Source organism: Pseudonocardia oceani (assembly GCF_019263585.2).
In the GTDB taxonomy this organism is placed as follows: Bacteria; Actinomycetota; Actinomycetes; order Mycobacteriales; family Pseudonocardiaceae; genus Pseudonocardia; species Pseudonocardia oceani.
This window is the reverse complement of sequence record NZ_JADQDF010000001.1, coordinates 3,928,885-3,954,998: the sequence shown is the minus strand read 5'-3', so window position 1 is coordinate 3,954,998 and position 26,114 is coordinate 3,928,885. Positions and strand designations below refer to the sequence as shown.

The following is a 26,114-nucleotide window of genomic DNA, read 5'->3' as shown; positions in this document are numbered from 1 at the left end:
TCCGTCCGACCCGTTCCGAGGGGACAGCCATGCCTGTGTACGCCACGCCCGAACCGATCTCCGCGACCATCGAGCTCTCCGCCGGGGACGTCCAGATCGTCGCGACCGACCGCGCCGACACCCTCGTCGAAGTGCGCCCGACCGATGCGTCCGACGACTCCGACGTGACGGCCGCGCGCCAGACCCGCGTCGACTACGCCGACGGCGTGCTCACCGTCCGCGGCCCGCGGTCCCGCGCCCTGGACTTCTCGAGGAAGTCCCGCTCGGTCGACGTGCTCGTCGAGCTCCCCACCGGCTCGCAGGTGCACGCCACCCTCTCGGCCGCCGACGTCCGCAGCACCGGCGTGCTCGCGCAGTGCCGGCTGACGACGTCGGTCGGGCACTTCCGCCTCGACCGGACCGGCCCGCTGCACCTGCGCACCTCCGGTGGCCACGTCTCCGTCGACGCCGTCGACGGCGACGCCGAGGTCTCCACCGGCACCGGGAGCGTCCGGATCGGCTCCGTCACCGGCGCCGCGGTCGTCGAGAACTCCAACGGCGACACCGAGATCGGCAGCGTCACCGGCGAGCTGAGGGTGCGCTCGGCCAACGGCGCCATCGCGGTCGACCGCGCCGGCGCGCGGGTGGAGGCCCGGACCTCCAACGGCGGCATCCGCGTCGGCGGGGCCGCGGGCGGCGCCGTCACCCTGCAGACCGCCACCGGCGACCTCGAGATCGGGGTCGCCGAGGGCACCACCGCCTGGCTCGACCTCACCACCGGCCACGGGCGCGTGCGCAACGAGCTCGACGACACCGGCCGCGCCCCGGACCCGTCCGCGCGCACCGTCGAGGTCCGCGCGCGGACCTCCTTCGGCGACATCACCGTCCACCGTTCCTGACCCGGAGGAGAGCAGTCATGACCGCACCGGCCATCACCGCGAGCGGGCTGCGCCGCTCGTTCGGCGACCACGTCGTGCTCGACGGGATCGACCTCGACGTGCCGCGGGGCAGCGTCCTCGCGCTCCTGGGCGCCAACGGCGCCGGCAAGACCACCGTGGTCCGGATCCTGTCCACGCTGATCCGCGCCGACGCCGGCACCGCCCGGATCGCGGGCCACGACCTCGACACCGAGCCCGGGGCGGTCCGCGCCGCGATCGGCGTCACCGGCCAGTTCTCGGCGGTCGACGACCTGCTCACCGGCCGGGAGAACCTCGTCCTCATGGCCGACCTGCACCACCTCGGCCGCGCGGCGGGGCGGGTCCGGGTCGCCGAGCTGCTCGAGCGGCTCGACCTCGTCGACGCCGCCGACCGGCCCGCCTCGACGTACTCGGGCGGCATGCGGCGCCGGCTCGACCTCGCGATGACCCTCGTCGGCACACCGCAGGTGATCTTCCTCGACGAGCCGACGACCGGGCTCGACCCGCGCAGCCGCCGCGCGGTGTGGGACGTCGTGCGCGAGCTGGTGGCCGACGGCGTCACGATCCTGCTCACCACGCAGTACCTGGAGGAGGCCGACGAGCTCGCCGACCGGATCGCGGTGCTCGACGGCGGCCGGATCGTCGCCGAGGGCACCTCCGACGAGCTCAAGCGGCGCATCCCGGGCGGCCACGTCCTGCTGCGCTTCACCGACGCCCACCACCTCGACGCCGCCGCGCGCGTCGTCGGCCCCTCCACCCGCGAGGGCGACGCACTCGCCCTGCGCATCCCCCACGACGGCGACGTCCGGTCGCTGAGGGCCCTGCTCGACCGGCTCGACGGCTACGACGTCGACGCGCTGAGCACCCACACCCCGGACCTCGACGACGTGTTCCTCGCCCTCACCGACCGGAAGGCCGGCCGATGAGCACCGCGTCCCTCGCCCTCACCGACTGCGCGACGATGGTGCGCCGCGACCTCCGGCGGATGGTCCGCTACCCGTCGCTGACGTTCCAGCTGCTCGTGATGCCGGTGGTCTTCCTGGTGCTGTTCGTCTACGTCCTGGGCGGCACGCTCGGCGCCGGGCTCGGCGGCGGGCGCGCGGAGTACGTCGAGTACGTGACGCCCGCGATCCTGCTCATGGCGATCACCGCGGCGGTCCAGGGCACCTCGATCTCGGTCGCCATGGACATGACCGGCGGCATCGTCGACCGGTTGCGCACGATGGCGATCGCCCGCGGCTCCATCCTGACCGGGCACGTCGTCGGCAGCCTGGTGCAGACGCTGCTCAGCCTCGCCGCGGTGCTCGGGGTGGCCGTGCTCATCGGGTTCCGGCCGTCCGCGGGGCCCGGGCACTGGCTCGCCCTCGTCGGGCTCCTGGTGCTCATGTCGCTGGCCTTCATCTGGCTCGCGGTCGCGCTCGGGCTGGCCAGCAGGACGGTGGAGTCGGCGAGCAACGTCGGCCTGCCGCTGGTCCTGCTGCCGTTCCTGGGCAGCGGGTTCGTCCCGACCGACTCGATGCCCGCCGGGCTGCGCTGGTTCGCCGAGCACCAGCCGTTCACGCCGCTCATCGAGACCGTCCGCGGCCTCCTGGCGGGCACGCCGTCGGGCGCCACCGCGGCCGCCGCCGTCGGCTGGTGCCTGCTGATCACCCTCGGCGGCTTCCTCTGGTCGACCCGGCTCTTCGCCCGCGACTCCACCCGCTGAGGGACTCCACCCGCTGAGGGAGGAACGACCGTGGACCACACCGTCACGACCCTGCCGACCACCCGCCGGCCCGACCGCCCCTTCGACCCGCCCGAGGAGCTGCTCCGGACCCGGGAGCACGGCCCGATCAGCCCGTACACCTTCCCCGGCGGCAGCCCCGGCTGGCTGGTCACCGGCTACGACCTGGTCCGGGCCGTCCTCGCCGACCCGCGGTTCAGCTCGCGCCGCGAGCTCATGCGCCACCCGACGATCGACTTCGGCGACATCGAGGTCCCGCCGGCGCCGCCGGGCGAGTTCCTGCTCATGGACGAGCCGCAGCACGGTCGCTACCGCAGGCCGCTGGTCGGCCGGTTCACCGTGCGGCGGATGCGGCTGCTCGCCGAGCGCGTCGAGCAGATCACCGCGGAGCACCTCGACGCCATGGAGGCGGCCGGTCCCCCGGCCGACCTGGTGAGCGCGTTCGCCCGGCCCGTCCCGGCGGTCGTCATCTGCGAGCTGCTGGGGGTGCCGTACGCCGACCGCGGCTCGTTCCAGGAGCACGTCGACGCGTTCATGAACGGGGAGACCGACGACGAGGCCCTGCTCGCGGCCTACACCGCCACGCAGGACTACCTCGCCGAGCTGGTGCGGGCCAAGCGCGCGCACCCCACCGACGACGTGCTGAGCGAGCTGACGGGCACCGACCTCACCGACGAGGAGCTGCGCGGCGTCGCCCTGATCCTGCTGGCCGCCGGGCTCGACACCACGGCGAACATGCTCGGCCTGGGGACGTTCGCGCTGCTGCAGCACCCCGAGCAGCTCGCCGCGCTGCGCGCCGACCCCGGACTCGTCGACGGGGCCGTGGAGGAGCTGCTGCGCTACCTCAGCGTCGCGAAGACGTTCCTGCGCACCGCGCTGGAGGACGTCGAGCTGGGCGGTCGCACGATCGCGGCCGGGAGCTCGGTGATCCTCTCCTACCACACCGCGAACCGGGATCCGCAGCGCTTCGACGACCCCCACGTGCTCGACGTGCGGCGGCCCCACGGCGGGCACCTGGCCTTCGGGCACGGGATCCACCAGTGCCTGGGCCAGCAGCTGGCCCGGGTCGAGCTGCGGGTCGCCCTGCCCGCGCTGCTCGACCGCTTCCCCACCCTGCGCCTGGCCGTCCCGGCCGGCGAGGTGGCGCTCCGCCCGGAGACCGCCGACATCTACGGGGTCACGCGCCTCCCGGTCACCTGGGACGCGTGAGCCGCGGTCACGCCGGCCACGTGCGCCGGCGCCCGGAGCCGCCGTGCTCCCGTCCCGGCGCGGCGGGCGACCAGGGGGTCCGCGGGTGGTCGTGGCGGACGATCGCCACCGGGCAGCCGCCCCGGTGCAGGGTGGCCCGGCCGACCGGACCGAGCGCCGACCCCAGCAGGCGTTCCCGCCCGCTGGTCCCGACGACGAGCAGCGCGGCTCCGCGCGACCGGGCCACCAGCGCGTGCTCGGGGCGGCCGTGGACCAGCGCGCCGTGCACCGCGACGTCGGGGAAGGCGGGCTCCCAGCACCCGATCGCGCACGCGAGGGTGCGGCGCGCCCGCGCCTCGGCGGTCGAGGGCGGGGCGGCGACGCCCTCGAGGTCGGCGGGCGGGTCCGGCGTCCAGGCGTGCACGACGACCAGCGGGACCCCGCGCTGACGGGCGGCCCGGAAGCCGAACCCGACCGCCGCGGACGACTCCGCGGCCCCGACGCCCACGACGACGCGGGGCGGGCACGGCCCGTCGTCGGTGCGCGGTGCGCCGATGACCACCACCGGGCACGGCGCCTGCACCGGCACCCGCACCGCGACGGACCGGCCGAGCAGGCCCCGCAGGCCGTTCGCCGCCGGGCGGCCCAGCACGAGCAGGGACGCTCCGCGGGCGGCGTCGAGCAGGGCCCGCGCCGGCGCCCCGAGCAGCAGCGCCGTCGACACCTGCCCGTCCGACGCCACGGCGCGGGCCCGGGCCACGGCGTGGGCCAGCACCTCCTCGGCCTCCTCGCGGGCGGCCACGAGGGCGTCGACCGGCGGGAGGACGCCGCACGGGTCGGCGCACAGCGGCGGGTGGAAGGCGTGCACGAGGAGCAGCGGGCACCCGCGCGCCGCCGCCTCGGCGCTCGCCCACTCGACGGCGGCGTCGGAGGTGCCCGCACCGCCGACCCCCACGACGACGGGCGCCCGGTCCGCGTTCACGACCGGCGGGGGCAGGCGACGGAGTACCGCCACGCCCACCAGATGGCGACGGTCGCGGCGGCGAAGCCCAGCGCGCCGGAGACCGATCCGGTCACCAGCAGCAACCCGCTCACCAGCGCTCCGCAGACCAGGAAGATCTGCAGGCCCAGCCCGTCGAGGGGACTGCGTCCCAGCTCCTCCGCGGACGTCTCGAAGGACCGGGCGAAGTCCGGGTCGTCGGCGAGGATGCGGCGTTCGACGTCACGCAGCCTCTGCCTCTCGCGGTCACTGAGCACGGCGCACCTCCTGGGGCGGTCCGTCCGCCCGGTACCGCCGGGCGGTGAATTCCTATCGTAACGCGATATGTCGCATCACGATAGAGTCGTCCGGTGGCCGACGGGGAGCTGACGAAGCGCGACTTCGAGGCGCTCGCCCGGTTCCGCTTCGGCATCCGCCGCTACCTGCGCTTCAGCGAGGAGACGGTGCGCAGCCACGGCGTGGCCCCGCAGCAGTACCAGCTGATGCTCGCGCTCAAGGGCTTCCCCGGACGCGACTGGGCGACGGTGCGCGAGCTGGCCGAGCGTCTCCAGCTGCGGCACCACAGCGTCGTGGAGCTCGTCGACCGGGCGCAGGCCCAGGGGCTCGTGGAGCGCGCACCGCACCCGGAGGACGCCCGAGCGGTGCGGGTACAGCTCAGCGGCGACGGCGAGCGACTCCTGGGGCGGCTCAGCGCTCTGCACCGCGACGAGCTGCGCCGGATGGACACCGCACTCGCGCTGCCGACGTTCGAGGACGGGGACGGCGACGACCGGCGCTAGTCCTCCGCGCGGCGCCGCTCGAGGAACACCGTGTCGCGCCACACCCCGTGGTGGCGGCCGATGCGCTCGCGCAGGCCCAGCGTGCGGAAGCCGGCGGAGTGGTGCAGCGCCAGGCTGGCGCGGTTCTCGGGGAAGATGCCGGTCTGCAGCGTCCAGAGCCCCGCGTCGTCGGCCGCGGTGACCTGCCGGTGGACGAGCGCCTTGCCGACGCCGCGACCCCGGACGCCGTCGCCGACGTAGACCGAGGTCTCGGCGACGCCGGCGTAGACGGGCCGGCCGGAGACGGATCGGGCGGCGGCGAAGCCCACGACCCGGTCGTCGAGCTCGGCGACCCAGCGGTGGTCGGACAGCCAGGCCTCCTCGAGCGCCCGCCGCCCGGGCACCTCCGTCTCGAAGGTCGCGTTCCCGGTGGCGATGCCCTCGGCGTATACGCGGCGGACCGCGTCCCAGTCGCGGGGTTCGAGCGCCCGGACGGCGACGTCGCCCGGGAGGTCCTCCGGGCAGCAGGGGCGGGGCGCGAGCAACCCCATGACGGCGTCGGCGGCGTGGGGCAGGCCGGTGCAGCAGGCGGGGTTGACGGTGACAAGCGTGGCGGTGCGCTCCTTGCGCAGCAGCACGAAGCCGACGTCGGCGAGCCGGCGCACGTGGTGCGAGCAGGTCGACTGGCTGATGCCGAGACGCTCGGTGAGCTCCCCCACCGTGACCGCCCGCCCGGCCGCGGCGACGGCGTGCAGGAGCCGGACGCGCATCGGCTCGGCCAGGCAGGCGAACCACTCGGCGTAGGTCTCGGCGTCGGACGGCGCCAGCTGGACGTCGGTCGTCATGGTCGCAGTATCTACTGCCATCGATGGTTGTGTCGATCGACAGACGTCGATACAGTCGCGTCGTTCGATCGAATCTCATCGATGGAGGAGTCGGCATGAGCGAGCTGCCCGTGGTCGTCGTCGGGGCCGGACCAGCGGGGTTGGCCGCCGCGGCTCAGGCGGTCGACCGGGACCTGCCCGTGGTCGTGCTGGAGGCCGGGCCGTCGGCGGGCACCGCTGTGCGGGAGTGGCACCACGTGCGGCTGTTCTCGCGGTGGGCCGAGCTGGTCGAGCCGACCGCGGCGGCGCTGCTGGCGTCCACCGGGTGGCAGCACCCCGACGGCGCGGCGTACCCGACGGGCGCGGAGTGGGCGCGGTCGTACCTGCAGCCGCTGGCCGACGCCCTCGGCGACCGCGTCCGGTACGGCGCGCGGGTCACCGGGGTCGCGCGACGCGGCTGGGACCGGGTCGTCGACGGGGCCCGGGAGACCGAGCCGCTCACCGTCCGCGTCGAGACCGCGGCGGGCGAGGAGCGGATCGCGGCGCGCGCCGTGATCGACGCCTCCGGGACCTGGTCGACGCCGGGCCCGCTCGGCGGCGACGGACTCCCGGCCCTCGGGGAGCGCGACGCGGCCGACCGCACCACCCGTCGTGTGCCGGACCTGACCGACGCGGCCCTCCGCGCCCGGTACGCGGGACGGCGGATCGCGCTCGCCGGCAGCGGGCACTCCGCGCTGACCGCGCTCGTCGCGTTCGCCGAGCTCGCCGGGCAGCACCCGGGCACCCACGTGCAGTGGATCCTGCGCCGCGGCGCGATCGGCGACGCCTTCGGCGGCGGCGACGCCGACCAGCTCCCCGCGCGCGGCGCGCTGGGTCTGCGCGCGGCCGAGGCCGTCCGGGCCGGGCACGTCTCGGTCGTGACCGGCTTCCGCACCAGCGCGGTGACCCGCGAGGACGGGGGCCTCGTGCTCGACGCGTTCGACGGCCGGCGCCTCGGCCCCGTCGACGAGGTCGTCGCCCTCACCGGCTTCCGCCCGGACCTGGGCTGGCTCGGCGAGGTGCGCCTGGACCTCGACCCCGTCCTGCAGGCACCCCGCGCACTCGCCCCGCTGATCGACCCGAACGTCCACTCCTGCGGCACCGTGTACCCGCACGGCGCCCGGGAGCTGGCCCAGCCCGAGCCGGGGCTCTACCTCGTCGGGATGAAGAGCTACGGCCGCGCGCCGACGTTCCTCGCCCTCACCGGCTACGAGCAGACGCGCTCGGTCGTCGCCGCGATCGCCGGCGACCGGGAGGCGGCCGACCGCGTCGAGCTGGTCCTGCCCGAGACGGGGGTCTGCGGAGGGGCCGGCCTGATCGACGCGCCCGTCGACGCCGGCGGCTGCTGCGCGCCCGCGGAGCCGCTGTCGATCGGCATCCGGACCGGCTGAGCGGGCCGCCTACTCCCCGGGCGGGGCGAGCTCGCGCAGCAGGTCCCGCACCCGCCCGTCGATGTCGTCGCGGACCAGGCGCATCCGCTCGACACCGTCGACGCCCCGCTCCGACGGCTCGTCGGTGTCCCAGTGGCGCAGGTCGGTGCCGGGCGGCACGTCGAGCCGCGCCTCCCGGCCCAGCACGACCACGACGTCGACGCCCGCGAGCAGCGCGGGGTCCACCGGCTTCGGCACCTCACCGGACATGTCGGCCCCCACCTCGGCGAGCACCTGCGCCGACAGCGCGTTGACCGACGTCCCGGGCTGCGTCCCCGCGGAGTGCGCGACGACCCGCCCGTCCGCGGCCCGGCGCATCAATCCGGACGCCATCTGGGACTTGCCACCGTTGCGGACGCAGACGAACAGCACCGACGGGGTCATCGGGCGGCGGGGACGAGCTCGGCGAGCAGCGCGCGGACCCGGGTGTCGATGTCGTCACGGATCGGCCGGATCTCCGCCGCGGCCTTGCCTGCTGGGTCGGTGAGCTCCCAGTCCAGGTAGCGCTTGCCGGGGAAGACCGGGCAGGCATCGCCGCAGCCCATGGTGATCACGACGTCGGCGGCCTCGACGGCGTCGGTCGACAGCTTCTTCGGCACCTCGGTCGACAGGTCCAGCCCGATCTCGGCCATCACCTCCCGCACGGCCGGGTTGATCGTGTCGGCGGGTGCGGACCCGGCCGAGGCGACCCGCACGGCACCGGCGGCGTGGTGCGCCAGCAGCGCGGCGGCCATCTGCGAGCGACCGGCGTTGTGCACGCAGACGAACAGCACCTCGGGGACCGTCATCGGCTCCTCCGTCATCGGCCGCCCCGTCGTCGGCTCGTCGCTCATCGGGCGGCGGGGACGAGCTCGGCGAGCAGGGCGCGGACCCGGCGCTCGATCTCGTCGCGGATCGGGCGGACGTCGTCGACGGTGAGCCCGGCAGGATCCTCGAGGACCCACTCCTCGTAGCGGCGGCCCGGGAACACCGGGCACGCGTCGCCGCAGCCCATGGTGATCACCGCGTCGGCGGCGCGGACGATCTCGTCGGTCCAGGGCTTGGGGTACTCGGCGGAGATGTCGATGCCCCGCTCCGCCATCGCGGCCACCGCTGCCGGGTTGACCGCGGTCCCGGGCTCCGAACCGCCGGACCAGGCGATCGCCCGGTTCCCGGCGAGGTGGGTGAAGAACCCGAGCGCCATCTGCGAGCGCCCGGCGTTGTGGGTGCACAGGAACAGCACCACCGGGCGGCCGTCGCTGCTGCGGCCCTCGACCCTGGCCAGCGCCTGCAGGCGCTGGCGGGCGAACTTCTCGGCCAGCAGCGGCAGGTGGTTGAGCACGACCGCGCGGCCGGCGAACTCGTCGTAGGAGGAGTGCAGGAACCGCTCGATGGTCTCGCTGCCGAACGTCCCGTCGAACTGCCGCGCGAGGGTGCCCGCGGCGGTCTTCAGAGCGAGCCGCTGGTCGATGGACAGGGTGTCGCGGTGCCAGGTGCTGGTCACGACGGCCTTCTTCCTGGTGGAAACCGATGTGCGGACGGGATGGGACTCAGGTGGTGGAGCGGGCAGCGCCGGCGCGCCAGCGGCGGCGCAGCGCCAGCGACACGTACACGAGCCCGACGAGCACCGGCACCTCGATCAGCGGCCCCACCACCCCGGCCAGCGCCTGGCCCGATGTGACGCCGAACGTGGCGATCGCGACCGCGATGGCCAGCTCGAAGTTGTTGCCGGCCGCGGTGAACGCGAGCGTGGTGGTGCGTTCGTAGCTCAGGCCGATCGCCTTCCCGAGGGCGTAGGACCCGGCCCACATGACGGCGAAGTAGACCAACAGCGGCAGCGCGATCCGGGCGACGTCCAGCGGGCGGGAGGTGATCGCGTCGCCCTGCAGCGCGAACAGCACGACGATCGTGAACAGCAGGCCGTACAGCGCGAACGGGCTGATCACGGGCAGGAACTTCGACTCGTACCAGTCGCGGCCCTTCGCCCGCTCCCCCAGGCGCCGGCTGAGGTAGCCGGCCACGAGTGGCACGCCCAGGAAGATCAGCACGGACACCGCGATCTGCCAGGGCGAGACGTCCAGGTCGGCCTGGGGCAGGCCCAGCCACCCGGGCAGCACCGTCAGGTAGAACCAGCCCAGCACGGCGAAGGCGAACACCTGGAACACCGAGTTCAGGGCGACGAGCACGGCGGCGGCCTCGCGGTCGCCGCAGGCCAGGTCGTTCCAGATGATGACCATGGCGATGCAGCGGGCGAGCCCGACGATGATCAGGCCGGTGCGGTACTCGGGCAGGTCGGGCAGCATCAGCCAGGCGAGGGCGAACATCAGGGCGGGGCCGAGGACCCAGTTCAGGACCAGGGACGCGCCGAGGAGCTTGCGGTCGCCGGTGACGGTGTCGAGGCGGTCGTAGCGGACCTTGGCCAGCACCGGGTACATCATCACCAGCAGCCCGACCGCGATCGGCAGCGAGACGCCGTCGATCGCGACCGCACCGAGCGCGGCGCCCAGGCCGGGGACCAGCCGCCCGGCGACGAGCCCGACGACCATGGCGGCGACGATCCAGACCGGCAGGAAGCGGTCGAGGGTGGAGAGCCGGGCGACGACCGGGGCGTCGACCCCGGGAGCGGCGGTCACGCGGTCACCGCGGCCGGGACGAGGACGTCGGACAGGAGCCGGATGCGGTCGGGCATGATCCGGTAGTAGATCCACGTGGCGCGCCGCTTCCCGACGACCAGCCCCGCCTCGCGCAGCACCTTGAGGTGGTGGCTGATGGTCGGCCCGGCCAGCTCGAAGGAGCCGGTCAGGTCGCACACGCACGCCTCACCGCCCTCGTGCGCGGCGATGAGCGAGAGCAGCCGCAGCCGCACCGGGTCACCCAGCGCCTTGAACACCGCCGCCAGCTCCCCCGCCTCGTCGGCGGTCAGGGGCGTGCGGGTCCGCACAGACGAGCACAACGACGACTCCTGTTTCGACACTCGTCTATCTTGACGGCCGTCGAGACAGAGGGCAAGTGAACGGTCGGTGAACCCGCGCGTCAGCTCACGCGGACGACGACCTCCCCCCGCACGTCGCCTCCCCGGCCAGATCGAGCCCGGGGCCGTGCTCCCGCCCCGCGTCCCCGCGCCGGGTCGCGACCTCACCGTCCGGGTCGTCGTGCACGTACCGGCGCGGGATGGGGTCGATGGCCGCCCTCGGGATCGTCGACCCGCAGGTCGGCCGGCACCGCCGCCGGTTCCTGGAGGTCCTGCAGGTCGCCGCCCGTGGCCTCGGCGCCAGGTCGGGTCCTCGCCGAGCGGGGCGCAGGCTCAGCCCGCCGCGTGCACGCGCCGCAGGTACTCCTGCCGCGCCTCCTCCGTGGCGTGGTGGCCGGTCAGCTCGTGCAGGTCGCCGAGCGACCCGCTCCCGACGGCAGGGTGCAGGTGCACCGACATCGCCTCGAGGTGCGCCGTGCCGTGCAGCAGGGCGTGCTCGACGCGCTCGGCGACGACGTGCCCCTCGGCCACCGTGAGGTCGCCGTCCACCGCGATGTCGACGTCGCCCTCCAGCCGGTGCCCCACCCAGCGCACCCGCACCTGGTCGACCCCGCGGACGCCGTCCTGCGCGGCCGCCACGGCGGTCATCGCCGCGACCAGCCCGGGCTCGACGCCGTCCATCAGCCGCCGGCCCACCGTGCGCATCGAGCTGACGAGGATCCCCAGCACGATCACGCCGATCAGCAGCCCGACCACGGCGTCCGCCTGCGGGAACCCCCACCACACCCCGAAAACCCCGGCGACGACGGCGATCGAGGTGATCCCGTCCACGCGCGCGTGCTGGCCCTCGGCGACGAGCGCGGCCGACCCGATGCGCCGGCCCGCCCGGATCCGGTAGAGCGCCACCGCCTCGTTGCCCAGGAACCCGACCACCCCGGCGGCGAGCACCCAGCCCAGGTTCGTCAGCGGCTGCGGGTCGACGAGCGACCGCACCGACTGCCAGATGATCAGGCCGGCAGACAGCGCGATGACCAGCCCGATCAGCAGCCCGACGAGGTCCTCCGCCCGCCGGTAGCCGTAGCTGAACTGCTCGGTGGCCGCGCGGCGACCCACCCGGAACGCGATCACGAGGGGGATCGTGGTGACGGCGTGCCCGACGTTGTGCAGCGTGTCGGCGAGCAGCGCGATCGAGCCCGACGCGGCCACGATGACCATCTGCACGACCGCGGTGGCCAGCATCCCCGCCAACCCGATCCACGCCGCCCGGATCCCGTGACCCCGCGCCTGCTCCGCGGACTGGATCGCCTCGCTCGCGTCGTGCGAGTGCGGGACGACGAGGTGCCGCAGGCGCGTCAGCAGACCCGGGCCGCTCCTGTCGTGATCGTGTCCGTGTCCATGTCCGTGCCCATGTCCGTGCCCGTGTCCGCGGCCGTGCTCGACCGGATCGGACATGGCGCCTCCAGCGGTTCGCGCTCCGCGGGACCACGGAACTCCCGCACGGTAGGCGCCGCACCCGGTGTGCGACAACGGCGTAGCAGCCACTCCGGTGCAGGTGGGAGCGTTGTGCGGCGGACCCGTTGATCGTCAGGAGTGGTCGGACGAGGTCACCGGCGACACCTCTGGACCGTTCCTGGCGATCACGACCGCGGCCGGAGCCGGGCAGCATCACACGGAAAAGCCGGAGGCCCTCTCGCAGGATCTGCGAGAGGGCCTCCGGCCGTAGTAGCGGGGGTAGGATTCGAACCTACGACCTCTGGGTTATGAGCCCAGCGAGCTACCGAGCTGCTCCACCCCGCGCCGCTGTTGTTCTCTTGTGTCTACGACTGTACACGTCCCCGACACGTGTTCGCAGCGGGGGTGCGGTACGCGTCGCCGCAGGTCAGAGGCCCCGCAACGCCGCGACCCCCGTCGACCGGGTGGTCGGCGGGGGTCGCGGCGTGATCGAGACCTGCGTCTCAGCGGGGCATCAGCCGCCCGCGGCGGCCTGGGCCGCCTGGAACTGCTGGGCCGCGGCGTCCAGGGCGGCCAGGGCCGAGCCCTGGGCCGCGAAGTCGCCGCTCGCCTGCGCCGCGCGCAGGTTCGCCAGCGCGGCCTGGATGGCCTGCGCGGCGGCCGCCAGCTCCGGGGTGGCCCCGGCGCCGGTGCTCGGTGCGGCGGTGCCCGGGTCGGGCGGCACGGTGCCCGGGGTGGTCGGCACGTCGGCCGCGGCTCCGGCGCCGAACACCTGGTCGAGCGCGCTCGCCAGGTCGGGCGCGAAGCCGACCCGCCCGTTGTAGCTCACCAGGACGCGGGCGAGCTGCGGGTAGCTGGAGTCCTCGTTGGCGCGCTGGATGTAGACCGGCTCGACGTAGAGCAGGCCGCCGGCGACCGGCAGCGTCAGCAGGTTGCCGTTGATGACCGAGCTCTGCCCGTTGCGGGCGAGCAGGCCGAGCTCCTGGCTGACCTGAGGCGTGCCGACGAACCGGCTCTGCACCTGCTGCGGGCCCAGCTCCTGGGTGTCCGGTGGCAGCTGCAGCAGCGTGATCTGACCGTAGGTGTCGGGATCGGAGCTCGCCGACATGTAGGCCGAGAGGATGTCGCGGTTCTGGAACACCAGCGCGCTGGTGAGCTGGAACGACGGATCGCCCGACGCCTGGCCTCCCGGCTGACCGGCCAGCAGGTAGTACGGCGGCTGAGCCAGCCCGCCCGCCCCGCCACCGGCCGGCGTCGGGTCCGAGGGGACCTCCCAGAACGAGACGTTCGAGAAGAACTCGCCGGGGTTGTCGACGTGGTAGCTGGTGAGCAGGTCGCGCTGGACCTTGAACTGGTCCTCGGGGTAGCGCAGGTGGTCGCGCAGGCTCGGCGTGATCGCCGAGGCCGGCTGCACCGTGTCCGGGAAGGTCTTCATCCAGGTCTGCAGCACGGGGTCGGCCTCGTCGAACGCGTACAGCGTGACCGTGCCGTCGTAGGCGTCGACCGTGGCCTTCACCGAGTTGCGCAGATAGCTGACCTCGCGGTCGAGCTCCGGACGCACCCCCGGGCCGCCGGCGAGGGTGTCGGCGGTGGCCTCGCCGAGCTGGGTGCGCTCGGCGTAGGGGTAGTTGTCCAGGGTGGTGTAGCCGTCGACGATCCAGGTGATCCGCCCGTCGACGACCGAGGGGTACGGGTCGCCGTCGACCGTGAGCCACGGCGCGACCAGCTCGACCCGGTCGGCCGGGTCGCGGACGTACATGATCTTCGAGTTCTCGTTGATCGAACTGTTGAACAGGATGTTCCGCTCGCCGTAGTACGCGGCGAAGGCCAGCCGGTTGACGAAGTTGTCCAGTGGCACGCCACCGGCGCCGTCGTAGGTGTACTGCTCGGTGTCGGAGTCGTACTCGACCGGCGGCGCACCCTCGGGGGCGCCCACGATGGAGTAGCCCCGGATCAGCTCGCCGTAGTAGGTGCGCGGCTGCTCGACCCGCAGGCTCTCCGGGATCGCCTCGCTCGTCGAGTTGGTGGTGTCGATGCTGGTGAAGCGGGGCAGGCCGCCCTCGCCGCCCGCGTCGTCCAGCGCGGCGTTCACCTGGTTCGCCGGCGCGACCACGATGCCGTTGCCGTGGGTGTAGACCAGCTGCTGGTTGATCCAGTCCGTCTGGTTGCCCGCCAGCCCCGCGGTGTTTAGCTCGCGCAGGCCCAGGATGTAGTCCTGGACGGTGCCGTCGGCGCCCTCGTACCGGTCGATGTCGAGGGTCTCGGGGAAGCCGTAGAACGTGCGGCGCTGCTGGAGCTGGGTGAACGTGTCGGTGAGCTGCGCCGGGTCGAGGATCCGGATGTTGGGGATCGTCGCGGTCTCGGCGCGTACCTCGGCCGGGGTGGCTTCGGACTCGCCGCTGTAGGGCACCTCGGTGACGGTGGCCTCGGTGAGCCCGTAGGCGTCGCGGGTGGCGGCGATGTTGCGCTCGATCGACTGCGCCTCGCGCGCCTGCGCGTTCGGCGCGACGACGAACTGCTGCAGGATCGCGGGCCACGCCGCCCCGACCAGCACGCTGGACAGGACGAGCAGCACGGTGGCGATCGCGGGCAGCTGCAGGTTGTTGCGGAACACCGCGACGAAGAACGCGGCCGCGCAGATCAGCGAGATGAACAGCAGGATCAGCTTGGCCGGCATCACCGCGTTGAGGTCGGTGTAGGTGGCGCCGTCGAACAGCGGGTTGCGCTGGGAGAACAGCAGCTCGTAGCGGTCGAGCCAGTAGGCGACGGCCTTGAGGAGCACGAACACGCCGGCCAGCACGGCGAGCTGGGCGCGCGCGGCGCCGGAGACCTGTCCGCCGCGGCCGGTGAGCCGGATGCCGCCGAAGACGTAGTGCGTGACCAGCGCGACGACGAAGCTGATCGCGACGCCGACGAACAGCCAGTTCAGCAGCAGCCGCCAGAACGGGAGCTGGAAGACGTAGAAGCTGACGTCGAGGCCGAACTCCGGGTCGGCGATGCCGAACGGCGTGGCGTTGATGAACTGCTGCACGACCTGCCAGTCGCCCTGCGCGGCGAGGCCAGCGATGACGCCGACGGCCACGGGGATGCCGATCGCGAACAGCCGCAGCCGCTGGATGATCACGGTGCGGTAGCGCGCGATCGGGTCCTCGGGACCCGACAGCGGCACGAACACCGGCCGCGACCGGTAGGCGATCCACAGCGACAGCGCCACGAGGCCGCCGATCAGCAGACCGCCGACGAGGAACTGCACGATCCGGGTGAACAGGATCGTGGTGAACACGCCCCGGAACCCGACCTCGCCGAACCAGAGCCAGTCGATGTAGAAGTTGATCAGCCGCGAACCGCCGAGCAGCAGCAGCACGAGCACGCCCGCCACGGCGAGCAGGATCCGGGTGCGGCGGGTCAGCGTCGGGGCTCCCACCGGGGGCCGCATGGCCACGAGACACGCTCCAGGGTCTTGACAGTGTGCGGGCCCGCCTGCGCGCCCTGCTGTCCCAACTCTACGGAGGCCGTGTGGGGTTCCCGTGGGGCGTGTCCGATTTGCTCGAACCGTGATCGACACGTGCCCCGGGGGGCCCTCAGCAGGGGGCGGTGGGGCGGCCTTCGCGCAGCGCGTCGAGCTGGACGATGGCGTCGTCGAGCGTGCTCACACGGATCAGGTCGAGCCCGTCGGGGGCCGTCGACAGCGCCTCCGCGCAGTTGGCCTCGGGCACCAGGAACACCTCGGCGCCGACCTCGCTCGCCTTGGCCATCTTGAACGGCACGCCGTCGATGGCGCCGACCGCGCCGCCGGGGTCGATCGAGCCGGTGCCCGCGATGAAGCGCCCGCCCGTCAGCTCGCCGGGGGTGAGGCGGTCGACGACGGCGAGGGAGAACATCAGCCCGGCGGACGGGCCGCCGATGCCGTCGAGCGAGATGTCGATGGCGCCGTCACGGGCCTCGACGGTGGGCCGCACCCCGAGGAACCCCTGCGCGCGGTCCGGGCTCGCGCCCAGCACGACGTCGACCTGCTGCTCGGTGCCCTCGCGCCGGTAGTCGATCGCCACGGTGTCGCCGGGGCGGGCGTCGGTGAGCCGGTCGGAGACCTCGGCGGCCGAGGCCACCGGCTGCCCCGCCACGGACACGATCTCGTCGCCCGGCTCCAGCACGCCCGCCGCCGGCGAGTCGTCGACGACGCCCGCCACCAGCACGCGCGCGGGCAGCCCCAGCTCGGTGACGGCGGCGGCCTCCGCGTTCGACTCCGACGACGCGAACTGCGCGGCGTTCTCGTCCTGGATCTCCTGGTCGGTGCGGTCGGAGGGGAACACCGACTCGCGCGGGATCACCCGCCGCTCGCCCGACGCCCAGAACCACAGCGTCGTGAACAGCGAGAGCCGGTCGGTGACCGACACCGTCGTCATGTTGAGGTGCCCCGACGTGGGGTACTGCGCCAGCCCCTCGACGCGCACGATCTGCGTGCCCTCGTAGTCGCCGAGGGTGTCGTGGGTGGGCCCGGGACCCAGCGCGACGAACGGCACGGGCAGGGTCGCGCCGATGACGCCGAGGGACACCGCCAGCAGGGCGGCGGCCACGGCGGTCAGCAGGCGACGATCCACGGGCGAACCCTATTCGGCCCGGTGTGCGGGCCTCGTACGGTGGTCGGCGCGCGTACCGTGGTCGGCATGAGCGACAAGCCGCCGTTCGGTTTCGGACCCTCCGACCGCAACGACCCCGACCGGGGCCGCGACGACGAACCCGGCCGCGGTGACGGCCCGGCCGACCCCTTCGGCTTCGGCAACCTGCCGGGGATGCCGCCGGGCGGGCTACCCGGGATGGGCGGCATGCCCGGCATGGGCGGCCCCGGCGGTTTCGACGTCAGCCAGCTCGGTCAGATGCTCACCCAGCTCGGGCAGATGCTCAGCCAGGCGCAGAACACCGGCGACGGGCCCGTCAACTACGACCTCGCCGCGCAGATGGCCACGCAGCAGCTCGCCGCCACCAGCTCGTCGCTCACGGGCGCGCAGCGCGCCGCCGTGTCCGACGCGGTGAAGCTGGCCGAGCTATGGCTCGACGCCGCCACCGAGTTCCCGGCCGGAGCCACGTCGACGAAGGCGTGGTCGGCCGGCGAGTGGGTCACGGCGAGCATGCCCACGTGGAAGCGCCTGTGCGACCCGATCGCGCGTCGCATGTCCACGGCGTGGACCGACGCGCTGCCCGAGGAGGCGCGCGCCGCGGCCGGGCCGATGATGGCGATGCTCGGCCAGATGGGCGGGCTCGCGTTCGGCAGCCAGCTCGGGCAGGGCCTCGCCCAGCTCGCCGCCGAGGTGCTCACCTCCACCGACATCGGCATCCCGGTCGGTCCCGACCGCGTCGCCGCGCTGCTGCCGGAGAACGTCGAGAAGCTGACGCGCGACCTCGACCGCCCCGCCAGCGAGGTCCTGCTGTTCCTCGCCGCCCGCGAGGCCGCCCACCAGCGCCTGTTCGCGCACGTCGGCTGGCTCAGGGAGCGGCTGCTGCGCACCGTCGAGGAGTACGCGCAGGGCATCACGATCGACACCTCGAAGATCGAGGAGATGGCCCGCGGCATCGACCCGTCGAACCCGGCGGCGATCCAGGAGGCCATGGGCTCGGGCATGTTCGAGCCCGAGACCACGCCCGAGCAGAAGGCCGCGCTCGCGCGGCTGGAGACGCTGCTCGCGCTCATCGAGGGCTGGGTCGACGCCGTCGTGGCCGAGGCCGTCGGCGACCGCCTGCCCGGTGCCGAGGCGATGCGCGAGACGCTGCGGCGCCGTCGTGCTTCCGGCGGGCCGGCGGAGCAGACGTTCGCCACGGTCGTCGGTCTGGAGCTGCGGCCCCGGCGCCTGCGGGCGGCCGCGGAGCTGTGGCGCCTGCTCGGCGAGCAGCGCGGCGCCTCCGGGCGCGACGCGCTGTGGGCCCACCCGGACCTCATCCCGTCGGCCGACGACCTCGACGACCCGGCGGCGTTCGTCGCGCGCGACGAGGTCGGCGACCCGATCGCGGAGCTCGAGAAGCTCGCCGGCACCGACGCGGCGCCGGACCCGGAGGACCCCGAGCAGGGGAAGAAGGACCCGGAGGCGTAGTCCGCCCCCACGGTGATCAGCCGGGCTCGGCCGCGAGGTCGGGCCCGGTCTGCGTTCCGGGGTCGGTGCCGGTCGTGCCGGTGTCGGTGTCGAACTCGGCTGCGGCGTCGGGCTCGTCGCCGTCGGTGCCGACCAGGCCCAGCCCGGCGGCCGCGGAGAGCCCCTCGAGGTAGCCCATCGCGCGCTCGGTGCGGGGGTAGCGCCGCACCCAGGCCCAGAACGCGTCGTCGTGGCCGGGCTCGAGCAGGTGCGCGAGCTCGTGCACCAGCACGTAGTCGACGACCCAGCCCGGGGCGTCGCGCAACCGCTCGCTGATCCGGATCGTGCGGTCGGCCGGCGTGCAGGAGGCCCAGCGGGTGCGCATCGTGGGCACCCAGCGGACGGTGGCGGGCACGGCGAGCCCGTCGAGGTGGCGGCGGTTGAGGTCGAGGCAGCGGCGGCGCAGCGCGTCGTCGCCGGTGCGGCCCGGGGAGCGGCGGCGGGCCTCGCTGCGCTCCAGGCGGGCCACCATCTCGTCGACCCAGCGGCGCTCCTCGCTCTCGCTCATCCACCCCGGGATGAACACGATCACGGTGTCGCCCTCGCGCCGCGCACTGACCATCCGCTTGCGACGATCGCTGCGCCGGACCTCGACGGCCGTGGGCCACGCCATGCCACCGAGAGTAGTCCCCGCAGGTCACCGCGGGCGTCCCGGTCGGAGTTGTCCACAGGCTCCCGGCGTCATCTGTGGACGGACGGCACGCGGCGGCGCGGATCGGGCGAGCATCGGCGCATGGACCTGCCGCCCCTGCTCTCCCTCGCCCCGCACCGCACGCTGCTGCCCGTCGGGGCGCGCACCCGCCGGCTCGGTCTGAGCCCGGACGCGGGGCTGCTCGCCGACGACCTCGACCCGCCGCTGGCTCTGATGCTCGACGAGCTGGGCTCCGCGGTCGCGCCCGGCCCGCTCGTCGGGCGGGCGGTGGCGCGCGGGGCCGACCCGTCGACGGCGCGGGCGCTGCTGGGGTCGCTGCTCGACGCGGGCGTCCTCGTCGACGCGGCCGCCGCGCGCCGGGTGGCCGGGCGGCGGGCGCACCACGTCGTGCTCGTCGTCGGCGACGGGCCGCTGGCGGCGGGCGTCGTCACGGGGCTGGTCGGGGCGGGCCTGGCCGGCCCCGCGGGCGCCGACGGGCGCGTGGGCACCGTGCACGTCGCCACCGAGGGGGTGGTCGAGGGGGCCGACCTCGGCACCGGGCTCCTCGACGCCGACCGGGGCGCTCGGCGGGCGAGGGCCGTCGCGCGGGCGGCGGCGCGGCTCGTCCCCGGCGCCGTCGTCACGTCCCCGCCGCAGCGGCTCTCCCCCGACCTGGTGGTGCTCGCCGACGCGCAGGAGCCCCCGCCGCGGCTGGTCGCCCGGCTCCTCGACGACGGCGTCGCGCATCTGCCGCTCCGGCTGCGCGACGGGGTGGGCGTCGTCGGCCCGCTCGTGCTGCCCGGCCGCACGGCGTGCCTGCGCTGCGTCGACCTGCACCGCGCCGACCGCGACCCGGGCTGGCCCGGTGTGGCCGCGCAGCTCGTCGGGCGCCCGGGGCGGGCCGATCCCGCGTGCGTCGTCGCCACGGCCGCGCTCGGCACCGCGCAGGCCCTCGTCGCGCTCGACGCCACCGCTGCACCGCCCGTCCTCGACGCGGTGCTGGAGCTCGACGTGGCCGCCGCGACGCTGGTCACCCGCAGGTGGTCGCGGCATCCGCGGTGCCCCTGCGGTGGGGCTCGCCACGCCCGGGCGACATGCGGGGGTGGTGCTGGTGGGGGGAGACTGGAGCCGTGACGGACATCCCACGGCGCACCGCCGCCCGCACCGCCAAGCTCGCCAGCCTCCCCCTCGGGGCGGCGGGCCGGGCCGCCGCCGGCTGGGGACGCCGCCTCGCCGGGGGCAACGGCGAGGAGATCTCCGCGCAGATGATGCAGAAGAGCGCCGAGCAGCTGTTCGCCGTGCTCGGTGAGCTCAAGGGCGGCGCCATGAAATTCGGCCAGGCCCTGAGCGTGTTCGAGGCCGCCGTGCCCGAGGAGTACGCGGCACCCTTCCGCGAGTCGCTGGTCAAGCTGCAGTCCGCCGCTCCGCCGATGCCGCCGCGCGACGTCGACCGGATGCTCTCCGAGCAGTTCGGGCGCGGCTGGCGCAGCCGGTTCACCGAGTTCGACGACACCCCCGCCGCGGCCGCGAGCATCGGCCAGGTGCACCGCGCCGTGTGGCGCGACGGGCGCGAGGTCGCGGTCAAGGTGCAGTACCCGGGCGCGGAGCAGGCGCTGCTGTCCGACCTGCGCCAGCTGTCGCGGATGAGCCGGCTCATGCAGCCGTTCCTGCCGGGCCTCGACATCAAGCCGCTGATCAGCGAGCTGCAGGACCGGATGGCCGAGGAGCTCGACTACCGCGACGAGGCCGACAACCAGCGCGCCTTCGCCGCGGCCTACGACGGCGACCCGCAGGTCAAGGTGCCGAAGGTCGTGGCGTCGGCGCCGAAGGCGATGGTCAGCGAGTGGGTCACCGGGCGGAAGCTGTCCGATGTGATCGCCCGCGGCACGCAGGAGGAGCGCGACCACGCCGCGCTGCAGCTCTCGGAGTTCCTCTACGCCTCCCCCGAGCGGGTGGGGCTGCTGCACGCCGACCCGCACCCGGGCAACTTCCTGCTGCTCGAGGACGGCCGCCTCATGGTGATCGACTTCGGCGCCGTGGCCCGGCTGCCCGACGGGATGCCGCGGCCGCTGTCGGAGATGCTGCGTCTCGCGCTGGCCGAGCGGCCCGTCGACCTGCTCGCCCACCTGCAGCGGGAGGGCTTCGTCCGGACCGGTTCGCAGATGACGGCCGACGAGGCGATGGCCTACCTCGCGCCGTTCACCGAGCCCATGCACACCGAGTCGTTCCGGTTCGACCGCGCCTGGCTGCAGAAGCAGGCCGAGCGCGTCGGTGATCTGCGCAGTCCGCAGTTCAACACCGGCCGCGAGCTCAACCTGCCGGCGCAGTACCTGCTCGTGCACCGCGTCACGATGGGCACGATCGGCGTCCTGTGCCAGCTCGACGCCGACGTGCCGCTGCGGGGCATCGTCCAGCAGTGGAACCCGTGGATCTTCGAGGACTCCCCCGCGTCGGGCTGAGCCCGCACCCGCGCACGCCGACGGCGCCCCGGTCACGGGAGGACCGGGGCGCCGTCGGGTTCGGGGCGGCGCCGCGCAGAGGGCGCCGCAGGTCGGTCAGATCACCGCACCGAGCGCCGCCGCGCGCTCTCGGCGCGCCGCTGGGCGAAGGCCGCCAGGCGGGCCCAGGTGCGGCCGGCCACGAGCTGGCGGGCCAGGGCGTGGTCGCGAGCGGCCTGTTCGGCCTCCTGCTGTCGGGATCGGGCCAGGGCTTCGTTCATGAGCAACATCCAGTGTCCTCGGCTGAGTCGGTCCTCGCGGTCGCGGACGGCGCCGGACGGGTACGGCGTGGCGGTGGTGAAGAGGGTCATGGCGGGGCTCCTGCGGGGTCGGTCGTACTGGGTGGTCAGGCCGAGGCCGCCGCGTACGCGCGGTCGCGGGCCAGGTCGGCCTTGCTGGGACGGCCCCGGGGCCGCTTGCGGGGGATGACGGCGCCGCGCTCGAAGATCTCGCCGCCCCACACCCCCCACGGCTCCTCGCGCGCGAGCGCGCCGGCCAGGCACTCGACCCGGATCGGGCACGCCGCGCACAGCGCCTTGGCCTGCTCCAGCTCACGGGGAGCCTCGGCGAACCACAGGTCGGCGTCGCCCGAGCGACAGGGCAGGTCCAGACCGGCGCGAGGTTGCCCCAGCGAGTTCAACGCCGTGAGCAGGGACCCCAGAGGAGGGGCGGGGTCGCCACCACCCGTCTGGTCGGGGTTGATCGCTCCGCCGTCCAACGGAACTGATCGGACTAGCACCGCACTACCTCCAGATACTCGAACCGGGAAAACAAAGAAGCCGCGAACCCTGTGGGGTCCGCGGCTTCGACTGCTGCCGGTGAGTGTCGGCGTCTACCTGCGACACCTCACCGCGGACACACTTGTGCTGTTGTCGTCGTCGATCCCCGCGACCGTGACCACGGCCGGACGCGGCTTGCGCCCGCGGATGTACGCGGACGCCTGCGCGAAGCCGGGCTCGGTCCACAGACGGGTGCCGTGAACCGGGACGAGGGTGGTCGTCATCGTGATCATCGTGGGCACCTCCTCAGTGGACGGTCGTGGCGGGACGGGCCGGTGCAGTCCGTCGGGGAGATACGTTAGGGATACCCCGTCGGCGTGGGCAACCTATTTACGGAAACTTTCTCCGACGGAGCCCGGAGCTCCCCGGACGCCGGGTTCAGAGGTCGCTGACCAGCGCGAGGACGGCGGGCCCGTAGCGGTCGAGCTTGCGGGCGCCGATGCCGGGGATCGACACCAGCGCGGCGCTGTCGGCGGGGCGGTGCTCGGCGATGGCCGTGAGGGTCGCGTCGGTGAACACCACGTAGGCCGGCACCTGCTGCTCGCGCGCCTCCTCGGCCCGCCAGCCGCGCAGGCGGTCGAGGAGCTCGGTGTCCACGTCGGACGGGCAGTCGGAGCAGCGCCGCATCTTCAGCGCGTCGACGCCGAGCAGCGGCGACCCGCACACGCGGCAGCGCGGCTTGTGGCCCGCCGCGGTCGGCGCGGCGATGCGCGAGGCCGGGTGCGCGTCGGGGATGAGGCCGTGGAGGAAGCGGCTGCGGCGGCGCTTGCGGGCCCCGCCGGGCTGGCGCGACAGGGCCCAGGACAGCGCGAGGCGGCGCCGGGCGCGCGTCACGCCGACGTAGAGCAGGCGGCGCTCCTCCTCGATCGCGGCCTCGTCGCCGTCGGCGTGCTGGATCGGGAGCGTGCCGTCGGCCAGGCCGACGAGGAACACGACGTCCCACTCCAGGCCCTTCGCCGCGTGCAGTGACGCCAGCGTGACGCCCTGCACGGCGGGCGGGTGCGCGGCGTCGGCGCGGATGTCGAGCTCGGCGCAGAAGCGGCGCACGTCGGCGTCGGGCTCGTCGGCGACGAGCTGCTCGGCCAGCTCGACGATCGCCAGCAGCGACTCCCACTGCGCCCGCTGCGCCGCACCGCCGGGCGGCTCGGCCGACAGCCCGACCGGAGCCAGCACGTCGCGCACGGCGTCGACCAGCGGGTCGGTGCGCCCGCTCGCCATCCGCAGCACGCTCATCGCCTTGCGCACCTCGGGCCGGGAGAAGAACCGCTCGCCGCCGCGCACCTGGAACGGGACGCCCGCCGCCGTCAGCGCCTGCTCGTACGCCTCGGACTGCGCGTTGATCCGGAACAGGACGGCCACCTCGCCGGCCTGCACGCCCTCCTCCTCGACGAGGCGGCGGATCTGCGCGGCCACGGCGGCGGCCTCGGCGGGCTCGTCGTCGTACTCGGTGAAGTCGGGCTCCGGGCCGGGCGGGAGCTGGCCGATCAGCGCGAGCCGGCTGCCGGCCGCGCGGCCGCGGGCGGCGCCGATCAGCGTGTTGGCGCACGCCACGACCTGCGGGGTGGAGCGGTAGTCGCGCTGCAGCCGCACGACGACGGCCTCGGGGAAGCGGCGCGGGAAGTCGAGCAGGTGCTTCGGGGTGGCGCCGGCGAAGGTGTAGATCGTCTGGTTGGCGTCGCCGACGACGGTGAGGTCGTCGCGGTCGCCCAGCCAGGCGTCGAGGACGCGCTGCTGCAGCGCGGTGACGTCCTGGTACTCGTCGACGACGAAGCAGCGGTAGCGGTCGCGGAACTCCTCCGCCACGTCCGCGTTCTCCTCCAGCGCGGCGGCGGTGTGCAGCAGCAGGTCGTCGAAGTCGAGCAGCTCGGCGCGGTTCTTCAGCGCCTCGTAGCCGGCGTAGACGGCCGCGACCTGCTCGGCCGGGCCGGGGATGTCGCGGCTGCGCTCGGCCACCTCGGCGGCGTAGTCGCCCGGGGTGATGAGCGAGGCCTTGGCCCACTCGATCTCGCCGGCGAAGTCGCGCAGCGAGGCGGCGTCGGTGCCGACCTTGAGCCGCGCGGCGGCCTGCCCGACGATCCGCAGCTTGCCCTCGAGGATCTGCCACTGGTCGCCGCCGACGACGCGCGGCCAGAAGTAGCGCAGCTGGCGCAGGCTCGCGGCGTGGAACGTGCGGGCCTGCACGCCGGACACGCCCAGGCTCCGCAGCCGGGTGCGCATCTCCCCCGCGGCGCGCGCCGTGAACGTCACCGCGAGGACCTGCCCCGGCGCGACGTGCCCCGTGCTCACCAGGTGGGCGATGCGGCGGGTGATGGTGCGGGTCTTGCCGGTGCCCGCGCCCGCCAGGACGCAGACGGGACCCCGGGGGGCGGTGACCGCGGCCCGCTGCTCGTCGTCCAGACCCGAATCACGCACGGGGTCCATCCTGGCACCCGCCCCGGGAAGAGGTGCGCCCGCCGCACGGTTGAGGAGGACATGTCCCAGGTGACGATGTACTCGACGACGTGGTGCGGCTACTGCCGGCGCCTCAAGCTGCAGCTCGACCAGGCCGGCATCCCGTACACGGAGATCGACATCGAGCGCAACGCCGATGCGGCCCGGTTCGTGGAGGGCGTGAACGGCGGCAACCAGACCGTCCCGGTGATCCTGTTCCCGGACGAGACCACGGCGACGAACCCGAGCCTGGCGCAGGTGAAGGCGAAGCTCGCCGCCTGAGCTCGCACACACCTCCCGGGGCTCGCACACAGGTTCTGCCCTGTGTGCGAGCCCCGTAGCCTGTGTGCGAGCCGGGTCAGGAGAGGCGTTCGCGCAGGCGCGCGGCCGTGGCCCGGAAGTCGGCCAGGTCGCTCCAGAGCCAGCGCAGGACGCGCAGGTCGAGATCGCGCAGGGCGTCCTCGCGGGCCTTCTCCGCCACCACGACGTCGGCGGCTGTCCAGCCGGGCGGTACGAGGCGCCCGTACTTGACGAGCCCGTCGAACTCCCCGACGACGCGCTTGCGCGGCCACCAGAAGTCGACGGTGCCGACGTGCGCACCGCACCGGTCGACGAACTCGTGCTGCAGCTCGGGCGCCGGCAGTCCGGCCATCGCGATCGCGACGCGGCTGCGGGACTCGCCGACGCTGCCGCTGCGCCCGTCGGCGAACGCGAGGACGCGCCGGGCCCGCGGCGCGCCCGGCCACCCCTTCTGCCGCGCGATCGCCCGCGCCAGCGACTCGGCGTCGACTTCGCCGCTCGCCAGAGCGGCGTCGGCCACGACCACGGCCTGGGTGACCGGAGCCGTGCGCGCGATGTCGGCGACGGTCCGCGGCGCGTCGGTGACCAGGACGCCGTCGAGCAGCGCGACCTCGTCGTCGCGCAGCCGGGCCGCGTGGACGTGCACGGCCGCGTCGACCCGGCCGCCGGTGCGCCGCGACCGCGTGGCGTGCACCGCCCCGAGCGGCAGGCCCCAGACCGGCCAGCCGTGCAGGAGGGCCGCCGAGGCGTGGCTGAACACGGCGTCGGCGCACAGCTGCTCCGACGCCGCCCGCACCGCGGTGAGGTGCCGCTCGCCGTGGTCGTCGGGCAGCGCCCCGTCGACGTACGCGCCGCGCCGGACGACGCCCAACTCCCCCGCCCGGACGCGCTGGCGGACCTCGTCGTCGGAGTACCCGGCGGCCCGCAGACCGCTCCGGAGGTGCACCGCGGGCGCCGTGGACGTCATGCCGACATGCTCGGCGCCCCGGAGCTGCGGCGACAGGGACGCGGGATTCCTGGGGACGACCGCCGCACGATGTGGACAACCCGGCGGCTCGCACACACCTCCGGGGGGTCGCACACAGGTCCGGACC

General features: G+C 74.4%; 27 protein-coding genes and 1 tRNA gene. 10 read left to right on the top strand and 18 right to left on the bottom strand.

Translation table 11 applies throughout. The features are described 5' to 3' along the window. Window positions 1-29 precede the first annotated feature (29 nt). The 4 genes from I4I82_RS19845 to I4I82_RS19830 are packed head-to-tail and all read left to right on the top strand — an operon-like array spanning window position 30 to window position 3,828. Window positions 30-878 (top strand): DUF4097 family beta strand repeat-containing protein, encoded by an 849-nt coding sequence (locus I4I82_RS19845; RefSeq protein ID WP_218589059.1) that lies wholly within the window; start codon window positions 30-32, stop codon window positions 876-878. Window positions 879-895: 17 nt separating this feature from the next. Further along, entirely contained in the window at window positions 896-1,822 is a 927-nt protein-coding gene (locus I4I82_RS19840; RefSeq protein ID WP_218589058.1) for an ATP-binding cassette domain-containing protein, read from the top strand. Next, a complete protein-coding gene (locus I4I82_RS19835) occupies window positions 1,819-2,601 on the top strand; it encodes an ABC transporter permease (protein WP_218589057.1) in 783 nt (260 codons plus the stop codon). Before I4I82_RS19840 ends, I4I82_RS19835 begins: the two co-directional genes overlap by 4 nt. Window positions 2,602-2,631: 30 nt before the next feature. Beyond that, the gene (locus tag I4I82_RS19830; protein ID WP_218589056.1) at window positions 2,632-3,828 is read left to right on the top strand and encodes a cytochrome P450; all 1,197 of its coding nucleotides are present in this window, start codon (window positions 2,632-2,634) and stop codon (window positions 3,826-3,828) included. Between the two features lie 7 nt (window positions 3,829-3,835). Here the strand turns inward: I4I82_RS19830 and I4I82_RS19825 are convergent, their stop codons facing one another. Both I4I82_RS19825 and I4I82_RS19820 read right to left on the bottom strand, forming a co-directional pair. After that, window positions 3,836-4,789, bottom strand: coding sequence for a universal stress protein (locus I4I82_RS19825; RefSeq protein WP_218589055.1), 954 nt, complete (start codon window positions 4,787-4,789; stop codon window positions 3,836-3,838). After that, on the bottom strand, window positions 4,786-5,064 hold the full coding sequence (locus I4I82_RS19820) for a DUF3040 domain-containing protein (RefSeq protein WP_218589054.1): 279 nt from the start codon (window positions 5,062-5,064) through the stop codon (window positions 4,786-4,788). Before I4I82_RS19820 ends, I4I82_RS19825 begins: the two co-directional genes overlap by 4 nt. 93 nt (window positions 5,065-5,157) lie before the next feature. Between I4I82_RS19820 and I4I82_RS19815 the strand changes: the two genes are divergently transcribed. Then, window positions 5,158-5,586, top strand: a complete 429-nt coding sequence (locus I4I82_RS19815) for a MarR family winged helix-turn-helix transcriptional regulator (protein ID WP_218589053.1) — start codon at window positions 5,158-5,160, stop codon at window positions 5,584-5,586. Here the strand turns inward: I4I82_RS19815 and I4I82_RS19810 are convergent. Then, a complete protein-coding gene (locus I4I82_RS19810; protein ID WP_218589052.1) occupies window positions 5,583-6,410 on the bottom strand; it encodes a helix-turn-helix domain-containing GNAT family N-acetyltransferase in 828 nt (275 codons plus the stop codon). The genes I4I82_RS19815 and I4I82_RS19810 overlap by 4 nt on opposite strands. A gap of 95 nt (window positions 6,411-6,505) precedes the next feature. Here I4I82_RS19810 and I4I82_RS19805 point away from each other — a divergent pair, with 95 nt between their 5' ends. Continuing rightward, window positions 6,506-7,819: an NAD(P)-binding domain-containing protein gene (locus I4I82_RS19805; protein WP_218589051.1), complete on the top strand. Its 1,314-nt coding sequence runs from the start codon at window positions 6,506-6,508 to the stop codon at window positions 7,817-7,819. Window positions 7,820-7,828: 9 nt separating this feature from the next. Here the strand turns inward: I4I82_RS19805 and I4I82_RS19800 are convergent, their stop codons facing one another. The 9 genes from I4I82_RS19800 to I4I82_RS19760 all read right to left on the bottom strand — a co-directional run bounded on the left by I4I82_RS19800 (window position 7,829) and on the right by I4I82_RS19760 (window position 16,858). After that, entirely contained in the window at window positions 7,829-8,242 is a 414-nt protein-coding gene (locus I4I82_RS19800; protein WP_218589050.1) for an arsenate-mycothiol transferase ArsC, read from the bottom strand. Next, a complete protein-coding gene (locus I4I82_RS19795) occupies window positions 8,239-8,646 on the bottom strand; it encodes an arsenate reductase ArsC (RefSeq protein WP_218589049.1) in 408 nt (135 codons plus the stop codon). Before I4I82_RS19795 ends, I4I82_RS19800 begins: the two co-directional genes overlap by 4 nt. Before the next feature lie 41 nt (window positions 8,647-8,687). Then, a complete protein-coding gene (locus I4I82_RS19790) occupies window positions 8,688-9,341 on the bottom strand; it encodes an arsenate reductase ArsC (RefSeq protein WP_218589048.1) in 654 nt (217 codons plus the stop codon). 46 nt (window positions 9,342-9,387) lie between these two features. Beyond that, on the bottom strand, window positions 9,388-10,470 hold the full coding sequence (arsB, locus tag I4I82_RS19785) for an ACR3 family arsenite efflux transporter (RefSeq protein WP_218589047.1): 1,083 nt from the start codon (window positions 10,468-10,470) through the stop codon (window positions 9,388-9,390). Then, window positions 10,467-10,811 (bottom strand): ArsR/SmtB family transcription factor, encoded by a 345-nt coding sequence (locus tag I4I82_RS19780; RefSeq protein WP_218589046.1) that lies wholly within the window; start codon window positions 10,809-10,811, stop codon window positions 10,467-10,469. The genes arsB and I4I82_RS19780 overlap by 4 nt, the downstream gene beginning before the upstream one ends. Before the next feature lie 330 nt (window positions 10,812-11,141). Next, entirely contained in the window at window positions 11,142-12,260 is a 1,119-nt protein-coding gene (locus I4I82_RS19775) for a cation diffusion facilitator family transporter (RefSeq protein WP_218589045.1), read from the bottom strand. A gap of 271 nt (window positions 12,261-12,531) precedes the next feature. Further along, window positions 12,532-12,605 (bottom strand) — tRNA-Met (locus tag I4I82_RS19770). Between the two features lie 169 nt (window positions 12,606-12,774). Beyond that, window positions 12,775-15,696, bottom strand: a complete 2,922-nt coding sequence (locus I4I82_RS19765; protein ID WP_218589080.1) for a UPF0182 family protein — start codon at window positions 15,694-15,696, stop codon at window positions 12,775-12,777. Window positions 15,697-15,841: 145 nt separating this feature from the next. Beyond that, the gene (locus I4I82_RS19760; RefSeq protein ID WP_218589044.1) at window positions 15,842-16,858 is read right to left on the bottom strand and encodes a YlbL family protein; all 1,017 of its coding nucleotides are present in this window, start codon (window positions 16,856-16,858) and stop codon (window positions 15,842-15,844) included. 66 nt (window positions 16,859-16,924) lie between these two features. Here I4I82_RS19760 and I4I82_RS19755 point away from each other — a divergent pair, with 66 nt between their 5' ends. Then, entirely contained in the window at window positions 16,925-18,343 is a 1,419-nt protein-coding gene (locus I4I82_RS19755; RefSeq protein WP_218589043.1) for a zinc-dependent metalloprotease, read from the top strand. Window positions 18,344-18,359: 16 nt separating this feature from the next. Here the strand turns inward: I4I82_RS19755 and I4I82_RS19750 are convergent, their stop codons facing one another. Beyond that, window positions 18,360-18,995, bottom strand: coding sequence for a M48 metallopeptidase family protein (locus I4I82_RS19750; RefSeq protein WP_218589042.1), 636 nt, complete (start codon window positions 18,993-18,995; stop codon window positions 18,360-18,362). Window positions 18,996-19,115: 120 nt separating this feature from the next. Between I4I82_RS19750 and I4I82_RS19745 the strand changes: the two genes are divergently transcribed. Together I4I82_RS19745 and I4I82_RS19740 are read left to right on the top strand one after the other, a co-directional pair. Then, complete coding sequence (locus tag I4I82_RS19745) at window positions 19,116-20,147, top strand: hypothetical protein (protein WP_218595927.1); 1,032 nt, start codon at window positions 19,116-19,118, stop codon at window positions 20,145-20,147. Next, entirely contained in the window at window positions 20,144-21,472 is a 1,329-nt protein-coding gene (locus I4I82_RS19740) for an ABC1 kinase family protein (protein WP_226370150.1), read from the top strand. The genes I4I82_RS19745 and I4I82_RS19740 overlap by 4 nt, the downstream gene beginning before the upstream one ends. A 101-nt stretch (window positions 21,473-21,573) precedes the next feature. Here the strand turns inward: I4I82_RS19740 and I4I82_RS19735 are convergent, their stop codons facing one another. The 4 genes from I4I82_RS19735 to I4I82_RS19720 all read right to left on the bottom strand — a co-directional run bounded on the left by I4I82_RS19735 (window position 21,574) and on the right by I4I82_RS19720 (window position 24,711). After that, entirely contained in the window at window positions 21,574-21,822 is a 249-nt protein-coding gene (locus I4I82_RS19735; protein ID WP_218589039.1) for a hypothetical protein, read from the bottom strand. Window positions 21,823-21,857: 35 nt separating this feature from the next. Then, the gene (locus I4I82_RS19730; protein ID WP_275948786.1) at window positions 21,858-22,172 is read right to left on the bottom strand and encodes a WhiB family transcriptional regulator; all 315 of its coding nucleotides are present in this window, start codon (window positions 22,170-22,172) and stop codon (window positions 21,858-21,860) included. A gap of 171 nt (window positions 22,173-22,343) precedes the next feature. Further along, the gene (locus I4I82_RS19725) at window positions 22,344-22,514 is read right to left on the bottom strand and encodes a hypothetical protein (protein ID WP_218589038.1); all 171 of its coding nucleotides are present in this window, start codon (window positions 22,512-22,514) and stop codon (window positions 22,344-22,346) included. 154 nt (window positions 22,515-22,668) lie between these two features. Next, entirely contained in the window at window positions 22,669-24,711 is a 2,043-nt protein-coding gene (locus I4I82_RS19720; RefSeq protein ID WP_218589037.1) for an ATP-dependent DNA helicase UvrD2, read from the bottom strand. A 51-nt stretch (window positions 24,712-24,762) separates the two neighbouring features. Here I4I82_RS19720 and I4I82_RS19715 point away from each other — a divergent pair, with 51 nt between their 5' ends. After that, window positions 24,763-25,002: a mycoredoxin gene (locus I4I82_RS19715; protein ID WP_172154304.1), complete on the top strand. Its 240-nt coding sequence runs from the start codon at window positions 24,763-24,765 to the stop codon at window positions 25,000-25,002. 76 nt (window positions 25,003-25,078) lie between these two features. Here I4I82_RS19715 and I4I82_RS19710 read toward each other — a convergent pair whose 3' ends face one another. After that, complete coding sequence (locus I4I82_RS19710; RefSeq protein WP_218589036.1) at window positions 25,079-25,987, bottom strand: hypothetical protein; 909 nt, start codon at window positions 25,985-25,987, stop codon at window positions 25,079-25,081. Window positions 25,988-26,114: the final 127 nt, after the last annotated feature.

Bases quoted from the DNA above. Each gene is read 5' to 3' on its own strand.
- I4I82_RS19720 (WP_218589037.1), bottom strand. From the start codon at position 24,711: ATGGACCCCGTGCGTGATTCGGGTCTGGACGACGAGCAGCGGGCCGCG.
- I4I82_RS19715 (WP_172154304.1), top strand. From the start codon at position 24,763: ATGTCCCAGGTGACGATGTACTCGACGACGTGGTGCGGCTACTGCCGG.
- I4I82_RS19845 (WP_218589059.1), top strand. From the start codon at position 30: ATGCCTGTGTACGCCACGCCCGAACCGATCTCCGCGACCATCGAGCTC.
- I4I82_RS19840 (WP_218589058.1), top strand. From the start codon at position 896: ATGACCGCACCGGCCATCACCGCGAGCGGGCTGCGCCGCTCGTTCGGC.
- I4I82_RS19735 (WP_218589039.1), bottom strand. From the start codon at position 21,822: ATGACCCTCTTCACCACCGCCACGCCGTACCCGTCCGGCGCCGTCCGC.
- I4I82_RS19765 (WP_218589080.1), bottom strand. From the start codon at position 15,696: ATGCGGCCCCCGGTGGGAGCCCCGACGCTGACCCGCCGCACCCGGATC.
- I4I82_RS19810 (WP_218589052.1), bottom strand. From the start codon at position 6,410: ATGACGACCGACGTCCAGCTGGCGCCGTCCGACGCCGAGACCTACGCC.
- I4I82_RS19835 (WP_218589057.1), top strand. From the start codon at position 1,819: ATGAGCACCGCGTCCCTCGCCCTCACCGACTGCGCGACGATGGTGCGC.
- I4I82_RS19750 (WP_218589042.1), bottom strand. From the start codon at position 18,995: ATGGCGTGGCCCACGGCCGTCGAGGTCCGGCGCAGCGATCGTCGCAAG.
- I4I82_RS19805 (WP_218589051.1), top strand. From the start codon at position 6,506: ATGAGCGAGCTGCCCGTGGTCGTCGTCGGGGCCGGACCAGCGGGGTTG.
- I4I82_RS19755 (WP_218589043.1), top strand. From the start codon at position 16,925: ATGAGCGACAAGCCGCCGTTCGGTTTCGGACCCTCCGACCGCAACGAC.
- I4I82_RS19710 (WP_218589036.1), bottom strand. From the start codon at position 25,987: ATGACGTCCACGGCGCCCGCGGTGCACCTCCGGAGCGGTCTGCGGGCC.
- I4I82_RS19745 (WP_218595927.1), top strand. From the start codon at position 19,116: ATGGACCTGCCGCCCCTGCTCTCCCTCGCCCCGCACCGCACGCTGCTG.
- I4I82_RS19800 (WP_218589050.1), bottom strand. From the start codon at position 8,242: ATGACCCCGTCGGTGCTGTTCGTCTGCGTCCGCAACGGTGGCAAGTCC.
- I4I82_RS19795 (WP_218589049.1), bottom strand. From the start codon at position 8,646: ATGACGGTCCCCGAGGTGCTGTTCGTCTGCGTGCACAACGCCGGTCGC.
- I4I82_RS19725 (WP_218589038.1), bottom strand. From the start codon at position 22,514: ATGACGACCACCCTCGTCCCGGTTCACGGCACCCGTCTGTGGACCGAG.
- I4I82_RS19775 (WP_218589045.1), bottom strand. From the start codon at position 12,260: ATGTCCGATCCGGTCGAGCACGGCCGCGGACACGGGCACGGACATGGG.